Here is a 7,453-nt window from a genome sequence, read left to right as displayed (position 1 = left end):
CCCCGCCGCCCCGCCACCCCGTCGGCCGTACGCGCCGGGGCGGCGGCACCCGCTCCGTGGTCCTGGCCGCCGCCGACCCCGCCAACGCCTACGGCGCCGCCCTGCCCTGGCCCGAGCCCCCCACCGGTGCCGGGCACAAACCGGGCCGCAAGGCGGGTTCCCTGGTCGTGCTGGTCGACGGAGAGCTGACCCTGTACATGGAGCGCGGCGGCAAGACGCTGCTCGCCTGGCCCTCCGACCCGGACGGCACGGTCACCGAGGACCCACGCCTCCTGGCCGCCGCCGAGGCCCTCTCCGCGTCGGCCCGCGCGGGCTCCCTGGGCACGGTCACGGTGGAGCGCGTCAACGGCGCCTCCGCCCTCACTTCCCCCTACGGCACCCTCCTGGAAGGAGCAGGCTTCATCGCGACCCCCCGGGGACTGCGGCTCCGCGCCTGAGCGGGGCCGGGCACGCGGCGGAGCACCGCTCCGACCACCGGCGTGCCACCCTGGACCCATGCCCGAAGGAGACACCGTCTGGCAGGCCGCGAGACGGCTGCACAGCGCCCTCGCGGGTCACGTGCTGACCCGCTTCGACCTCCGGGTGCCGAGGTACGCGACAGCCGATCTCACCGGCCGTACGGTCCTGGACGTCACCCCGCGCGGCAAGCACCTCCTCACCCGCGTCGAGGGCGGCCTGACCCTGCACTCGCATCTGCGGATGGACGGCTCGTGGAAGGTGTACGCGAACGGCCGGCGCTGGACCGGCGGCCCCGCGCACCAGATCCGGGCCGTCCTCGGCACCGCCGACCGCACAGCCGTCGGCTACCGGCTCCCCGTACTGGAACTGCTCCGCACCTCGGAGGAGGACAGGGCCGTCGGCCACCTCGGCCCCGACCTCCTCGGCCCGGACTGGGACCCCGACCGGGCCCTCGCCAACCTCCTCGGCGACCCGGTCCGCCCCCTCGGCGAGGCCCTCCTCGACCAGCGCAACCTCGCCGGCATCGGCAACGTGTACAAGAGCGAGCTCTGCTTCCTGCTCGGGGCGACCCCGTGGCTGCCCGTCGGCGAGCTCCCCGAGGGCCGCGCGGCCCAGCTGCCCGCCCTCGCCAAAAAGCTTCTGGAGGTCAACCGCGACCGCCCGGTCCGCATGACCACGGGCCGCCGCGACCAGAACCACTTCGTGTACGGCCGGGCTCCCCGCCCCTGTCTGCGCTGCCGCACCCCCGTCCGTTCGGCGAACCAGGGCGACGGCTCCCGTGAGCGCCCCACCTACTGGTGCCCGACCTGCCAGACGGGCCCGGCTCCAGCTCCGGGCGCCCGCGCGACCGGACCCGCCCAACGCCGTACAGCCCCTTGACGGATCCACGAACGGCCGACTAATTGACGGGTCGTCAGAAACCCTCGTACGGTGCCTTCATGCCCGCCACGGCGTACGACCTCACCGGACGCACCGCATTCGTCACCGGCGCCGCCAGCGGTATCGGGCGCGCCTCGGCCGTCCTGCTCGCGGAGGCGGGCGCGACCGTGCACTGCGCGGACCGCGACTCCCAGGGGCTGCACGAGACCACCACCCTCATCAAGGGCACCGGAGGCACCGCGCACACCCACCACCTCGACGTCACCGACCGCGAACAGCTCCGCCGGGCGGTGGCGGGCTGTGAGCGGCTCGACGTCATGGCGGCGGTCGCCGGGATCATGCACAGCAGCCCGGTCCTGGAGACTCGCGACGAGGACCTCGACCGGGTGTGGGGCGTCAACTTCAAAGGTGTGCTGTACGCCTGCCAGGAGGCGGCCCGCCTGATGATCGCGGGCGGAACCCGGGGAAGCATCGTCACCATGGCCTCGGGCGCCGTCGACACCGGCGGCCCCGGACTGCTCTGCTACGGCGTGACGAAGGCGGCCGTCGTCCAGCTGACGAAGACCCTGGCGACCGAGGTCGGCCCGCACGGCATCCGCGTCAACGCGGTGGCGCCGGGCTGGATCCGGACGCCCATGACGGACCGCCACGACGACGAGGCACAGGCACGCACGGAAGCGCTCATGGCACGGCTGTCGCCTCTGAACCGGGTCGGCGAACCGGACGAGATCGCCCACGCCGTCCTGCACCTGGCCTCCGACGCGTCGTCGTTCACGACGGGCCAGATCCTCCGCCCGAACGGCGGGGTGGCGATGCCCTGGTGACGGCGGAGGCGGTCACGGATGGCGGCGTAGGCGGACATGGGGCGGCTGAGCCGGACGCACGCGATGACCCTCTCGACCGCTTCGGCACACAGTGCACCGGCAGCAGGCTCAACCCCCACCCCCCGGCCGCGATCGCCGCCTCCACCGGACCCGCGTCCGGCGACAGGGCGAGCCGCAGCATCCCCCACCACCACAGCGCACCGAGCCCCAGCGCCGCTCCCCAGCGCCCCCAGCGCACTGTCCCCATGGCCGCCACCTCCAGGCCGCCCCGGCCGTCCGGGGCCGTTCCACGCCCTCCGGTCCGACGCCAGGCCGCCGCCCGCACCGCTCGGCAGGGCGCACCCCGTCACCCGTTCTCCGCCTGGAACATCCAGTGATGCTTCTCGAGCTCGGCGGTGATCTGGATGAAGATGTCCTGGCTCACCGGGTCGGGGTCGGCGGTGGACGTCACGCGTTCCCGCATCCGTGTGATGACCGCGCCCAGCGCGTTCACGAGCGTTCCCACCGCGTCCGTGTCCTTGACCCAGCCGTCGGGGGCCTTGCCGATGCCGCTGGTGGCGGAGACCGTACCGGCCCGTCCGTCGGGAGAGACACCCAGTGTCGCGGCCCGTTCCGCCACCGTGTCGGAATGCGTCCGGGCGGTGGCCACGACGTCGTCGAGCTGGAGGTGGATGGAGCGGAAACGCGGCCCGATCACGTTCCAGTGGATCTGCTTGGCCACGAGGGAGAGGTCCACCAGGTCGACGAGGGCGCCCTGCAACGCCTCGGACACGGTCTTGAGGTCGGCCTCGGGCAACGGGCTTTTCACGACGTACATGGGCATGCTCCGCATCCCTCCGCCGCGAACCCTCGCGGCGGAGAATCGTTCGTACTGCCCCGAGCCCCCGCCTCCTCCACGATGACCGCCCCACCCGGCACCGGCAAACGGGGAAACACGAAAGCCCCGGCCGACGCTCCTCCAGGTCTTCCTGGAAGAGCCCCGACCGGGGCTCCCGGACACATCACCTCACGACGGGCCTCGGCCCGGTGCGTGAGTCACGCACATCACACCGCGCACCACGCTCACGCGGCGACGACGTCCACCGCCTCGGCGGGCGCCTTGATCGTGACCCGTTCCGGTGGCACGCCGGTCACCGACACGGAATTGAGCATGGGTCGACGCACTGGTGCGGGCACCGGCTCGGCGGCCGCTGCCGACTGGGCCAGCTCGGCGAGTGCGAGCTCGTCGCTCACTTCCCGCATGAGCTCGGACATCCGTACGTCCAGCGCGTCGCAAATAGCGGAGAGCAGCTCAGAGGAAGCCTCCTTCTGCCCCCGCTCCACCTCGGAGAGATAGCCGAGTGAGACTCGGGCGGACGAGGAGACTTCGCGCAGAGTACGGCCCTGGCGCTGGCGCTGCCGACGCAGCACGTCACCCAGCAGGCGACGGAGCAGAATCATCGGTGGCTCCCTCCTCGGACCGCGTAGCCGCATCCTTCACGCCCCACCGTACCGCCTTGCGCCGCGGCCGTGCGGGGAGCGCTGTCGTGTTCACTCAGGGCTGCAAACATCAAGTCCCCCCGTTCTGTTCCGTATCCTGTGCCCGCTCATTCCCGGTCTGTTCGCCCGCAAGCTCCTTCAGGAGCAGTGCGAGTACGCTCCGTACACTCTCCATACGGATTTCCGCCCGGTCGCCGTTCAACCGCAGCGCAGCCACTTTCCCGCCACCTGGACACTCGGAATCCGCGTCGAACGGTCCGTCGACGGCAACGAAAACCGTGCCCACCGGCTGTCCGTCCTGAGGCTCGGGACCCGCGACACCGGTGGTCGCGACGCCCCAGTCCGCGCCCAGGAACTTGCGCACTCCGGCCGCCATCTGGGCCGCGACCTGCGAATTCACCGCTCCCTCTGCCGCCAGCAGGGTGGCGTCGACGCCGAGTACCTCACGCTTGAGTTCGGTGGCGTAGGCGGTCACCGAGCCTCGGAACACCTTGGAGGCTCCGGGCGCCGCTGTGATTTCCGCCGCCACCAGACCACCGGTCAGCGACTCAGCGACGGCGAGGGTCTCACCCCTCACTCCGAGTAGTCGCAGCACGTCGGAGGCCATGGAACTCACCGCTCCGCCTCCTCTGCCGCGGCCTTCCGCGTGGCGATTCCGCTCCTGCGCAGCACAATGGCCTGTCTTACATAGTCGAGCCCGGTCACGACGGTCAGAACGACCGCCACGGCCATCACCCAGAACCGCATCGTCGCCAGGGGCCCCGTCAGCGCCAGGACGTACATCCCGACGGCTGTGCCCTGTGCGAGCGTCTTCATCTTCCCGCCGCGGCTCGCGGGGATCACCCCGTACCGGATGACTACGAAACGCAGCAGGGTGATCCCGAGTTCCCGCCCGAGGATGACGCCCGTCACCCACCACGGCAGATCGCCCAGTCCGGACAGACAGATCAGCGCCGCTCCCATGATGGCCTTGTCGGCGATGGGGTCGGCGATCTTCCCGAAGTCGGTGACGAGGTCGTACGTGCGCGCCAGATGACCGTCGAAGACATCGGTGATCATGGCGACGGCGAACGCGGCCCAGGCCCAGGCACGCCACACCGGGTCGTACCCGCCGTCCATGAGCATCAGCGCGACGAAGCCGGGCACGAGGACCAGGCGGAGCATGGTCAGGATGTTCGCGATGTTCCAGAGGCTGGCCTGGTTGACGGCAGCAACGCCCAGCTTTCCGCCACGGACCGGCTTGGCGCCGCTCTGGGCGCCCGAGGCGCCGGCGGAACCACCCGCCGCGGATGCCGGGACTCCCGTCATCTGGCCGCCTCCTCACCACACCCGAGAGAGCCCAGGAGCGGCTCCGCCACCAGGTCGACGCCCTCCGTGCCGACCACCTTCGCCTCGACCATAAGGCCGACGCTCAGGCCCGCGCCGTTCGTGAACAGCACCTGGCCGTCCGTCTCGGGCGCCTGGTGCGCACCGCGGCCGTACGCGCCCTCCTCGCCGTCGACCGACTCGACCAGGACCTGGACCGTCTCGCCGATCCGGTCCTCGGCGCGCTGCGAGACCAGCTCCTCGGCCAGCCGGGACACCCGCGCGAGCCGCTCGGCGACCACGTCCTCGTCCAGCTTGTTCTCGTACGTCGCGGCCTCGGTGCCCTCCTCGTCGGAGTAGCCGAAGACGCCGATCGCGTCCAGCCGCGCACCGCTCAGGAACCGCTCCAGCTCCGCCAGGTCGTCCGCGGTCTCGCCGGGGAAGCCCACGATGAAGTTGGACCGCGCGCCCGCCTGCGGGGCCTTGGCGCGGATCGTGTCGAGCAGTTCCAGGAACTGGTCGGTGCTCCCGAAGCGCCGCATCGTGCGCAGCACACCCGGGGCGGAGTGCTGGAAGGACAGGTCGAAGTAGGGCGCCACCTTCGGTGTGGACGTCAGCACGTCGATGAGCCCGGGCCGCATCTCGGCGGGCTGGAGGTAGCTGACGCGCACGCGCTCGATGCCGTCGACCTCGGCGAGCTCGGGCAGCAGGGTCTCCAGGAGACGGATGTCACCCAGGTCCTTGCCATAGGACGTGTTGTTCTCGGAGACCAGCATGATCTCCTTCACGCCCTGCTCGGCGAGCCACCGGGTCTCGCCCAGGACGTCGCTCGGCCGCCGCGAGATGAAAGAGCCGCGGAACGACGGGATGGCGCAGAAGGAGCAGCGCCGGTCGCAGCCGGAGGCGAGCTTCACCGAGGCGACGGGCGAGCCGTCGAGGCGGCGTCGCAGGGGCGCACGGGGGCCCGAGGCCGGAGCGAGACCTTCCGGAAGGTCGACAGGGGCGTGCCCGGGAAGCGCGACGCCCGAGCCCGCGCTCTGCCGCTCGGCGGGGCTGATGGGCAGCAGCTTGCGCCGGTCGCGCGGGGTGTGCGAGGCATGGATGCCACCGGAGAGGATGGTCTGGAGGCGCTCGGAGATGTCCGTGTAGTCGTCGAAGCCGAGCACGCCGTCGGCCTCGGGCAGGGCCTGAGCCAGCTCCTTGCCGTATCGCTCGGCCATGCAGCCGACCGCCACGACGGCCTGGGTTCTGCCGTGGTCCTTGAGGTCGTTGGCCTCCAGGAGTGCGTCGACCGAGTCCTTCTTGGCGGCCTCGACGAAGCCACACGTGTTGACGACGGCGACATCCGCGTCCCCGGCGTCCTCGACGAGCTCCCAGCCGTCCGCCTCCAAACGGCCTGCGAGCTCCTCCGAGTCCACCTCGTTACGGGCGCAGCCGAGAGTGACGAGTGCGACGGTACGGCGTTCAGGCATGCGCTCAAGACTACTTCGTCCCACTGACAGCCCACGTCGACGGGGTTGGCCGATCCCGGCCAACCCCGTGTCCGCACGTCCCCTTCGGCTCGCCCGTGCGAACCGAGGCCCATCGGTCATCCGGCCTCGGGGTCGCCCTTCGTGTACGTCAGACGTTCGACCGCGCCGGGCCGCCACTCGTCCTCGATCTTCTTGCCGTTCACGTAGAGCTGGATCGCGCCCGCGTCACCGAGGACGAGGTCGATCTTCTCCTTGTCCTGGAAGGTCTTGGAGTCGCCCTGCTGCAGGAGCCCGTCGAAGAGCAGCCGGCCGTTGTGGTCCTTGGCGGAGATCCAGCTGCGGCCGTCGTCGGCGCTGACCTGGACGGTCACCTTGTCCTGGGGCGCGGCGGCGATGGCGCTGTCCGACACGTCGGGCTTCGGCTCGCCGTCGGACTTGTCGTTCTTGGGAGTGGGCGAGTCGGGCTTGCTCGTCGTGGGCGTGGAGCCCTCGGCGACCGACGCCTTGCCGCCGTCCTCGTCGCCGCTGTCGAACAGCGTGAAGCCCACGAAACCGATCACCACGACGATCGCGGCGACCATCGCGGCGGTCCAGTTGGGCCCGCGCCGCTCGGGGCGGATGCGCTCCGCCTCGAACAGCGGGGCGGCCGGGGTGGGGGCGGGGCGCCCGCCGTGACCGGCCTCGTACCGCTCGAGCAGCGGCGCGGGATCGATGCGCACCGCGCGCGACAGGGTGCGGATGTGACCGCGCGCGTAGACGTCCCCGCCGCAGGCGGCGAAGTCGTCCTGCTCGATCGCGTGCACGATGGCGATGCGGACCCGGGTGGCGTTACTGACGTCGTCGACGGTCAGCCCGGCGTCGATGCGCGCCTGTTGGAGGACACGGCCGATCGAGGGGTGTTCCGTCTCACGTTCGTCGCGGTCTTCTTCGAACGGACGCTCGTCTTCGGGGAAGCTGCCGTCAGGGGAGTTGCCGATGGACACGGGGGCGCCTTTCGAGCGTGTAGCCACCTGTGCTGGAAGTTCAGTCTAGGGG

10 protein-coding genes are annotated in these 7,453 nt (G+C 71.2%); 3 read left to right on the top strand and 7 right to left on the bottom strand.

The window, feature by feature from the left end; translation table 11 throughout:
• The 3 genes from FNH08_RS39565 to FNH08_RS39555 form a co-directional block, all read left to right on the top strand.
• On the top strand, positions 1-437 hold a 437-nt coding region (locus tag FNH08_RS39565; protein ID WP_152776354.1), incomplete at its 5' end, for a hypothetical protein.
• A gap of 58 nt (positions 438-495) precedes the next feature.
• Entirely contained in the window at positions 496-1,338 is an 843-nt protein-coding gene (locus tag FNH08_RS39560) for an Fpg/Nei family DNA glycosylase (protein ID WP_152776353.1), read from the top strand.
• A gap of 59 nt (positions 1,339-1,397) precedes the next feature.
• Positions 1,398-2,162: an SDR family NAD(P)-dependent oxidoreductase gene (locus FNH08_RS39555; protein WP_152776352.1), complete on the top strand. Its 765-nt coding sequence runs from the start codon at positions 1,398-1,400 to the stop codon at positions 2,160-2,162.
• Here FNH08_RS39555 and FNH08_RS52585 read toward each other — a convergent pair.
• The 7 genes from FNH08_RS52585 to FNH08_RS39520 form a co-directional block, all read right to left on the bottom strand.
• Positions 2,110-2,409: a hypothetical protein gene (locus FNH08_RS52585; protein ID WP_152776351.1), complete on the bottom strand. Its 300-nt coding sequence runs from the start codon at positions 2,407-2,409 to the stop codon at positions 2,110-2,112. The two genes, FNH08_RS39555 and FNH08_RS52585, sit on opposite strands and share 53 nt — an antisense overlap.
• A 99-nt stretch (positions 2,410-2,508) precedes the next feature.
• Entirely contained in the window at positions 2,509-2,979 is a 471-nt protein-coding gene (locus tag FNH08_RS39545; protein WP_152776356.1) for a Dps family protein, read from the bottom strand.
• Between the two features lie 245 nt (positions 2,980-3,224).
• Positions 3,225-3,602, bottom strand: coding sequence for a helix-turn-helix domain-containing protein (locus FNH08_RS39540; protein WP_131568294.1), 378 nt, complete (start codon positions 3,600-3,602; stop codon positions 3,225-3,227).
• Positions 3,603-3,711: 109 nt separating this feature from the next.
• Positions 3,712-4,257 carry a CinA family protein gene (locus FNH08_RS39535; protein WP_322726215.1) on the bottom strand — a complete coding sequence of 182 codons (546 nt, stop codon included), beginning with the start codon at positions 4,255-4,257 and terminating at the stop codon, positions 3,712-3,714.
• Entirely contained in the window at positions 4,254-4,949 is a 696-nt protein-coding gene (gene pgsA / locus FNH08_RS39530; RefSeq protein WP_152776350.1) for a CDP-diacylglycerol--glycerol-3-phosphate 3-phosphatidyltransferase, read from the bottom strand. The genes FNH08_RS39535 and pgsA overlap by 4 nt, the downstream gene beginning before the upstream one ends.
• Positions 4,946-6,418 carry a 30S ribosomal protein S12 methylthiotransferase RimO gene (rimO, locus tag FNH08_RS39525; protein ID WP_152776349.1) on the bottom strand — a complete coding sequence of 491 codons (1,473 nt, stop codon included), beginning with the start codon at positions 6,416-6,418 and terminating at the stop codon, positions 4,946-4,948. The genes pgsA and rimO overlap by 4 nt, the downstream gene beginning before the upstream one ends.
• Before the next feature lie 116 nt (positions 6,419-6,534).
• Positions 6,535-7,401 carry a helix-turn-helix domain-containing protein gene (locus FNH08_RS39520; RefSeq protein WP_322726214.1) on the bottom strand — a complete coding sequence of 289 codons (867 nt, stop codon included), beginning with the start codon at positions 7,399-7,401 and terminating at the stop codon, positions 6,535-6,537.
• Positions 7,402-7,453 lie beyond the last annotated feature (52 nt).

The organism is Streptomyces spongiae (assembly GCF_009377185.1).
In the GTDB taxonomy this organism is placed as follows: Bacteria; Actinomycetota; Actinomycetes; order Streptomycetales; family Streptomycetaceae; genus Streptomyces; species Streptomyces spongiae.
Note: the sequence above shows the minus strand (reverse complement) of the source record. Positions and strands in the feature narration are given on the sequence as shown.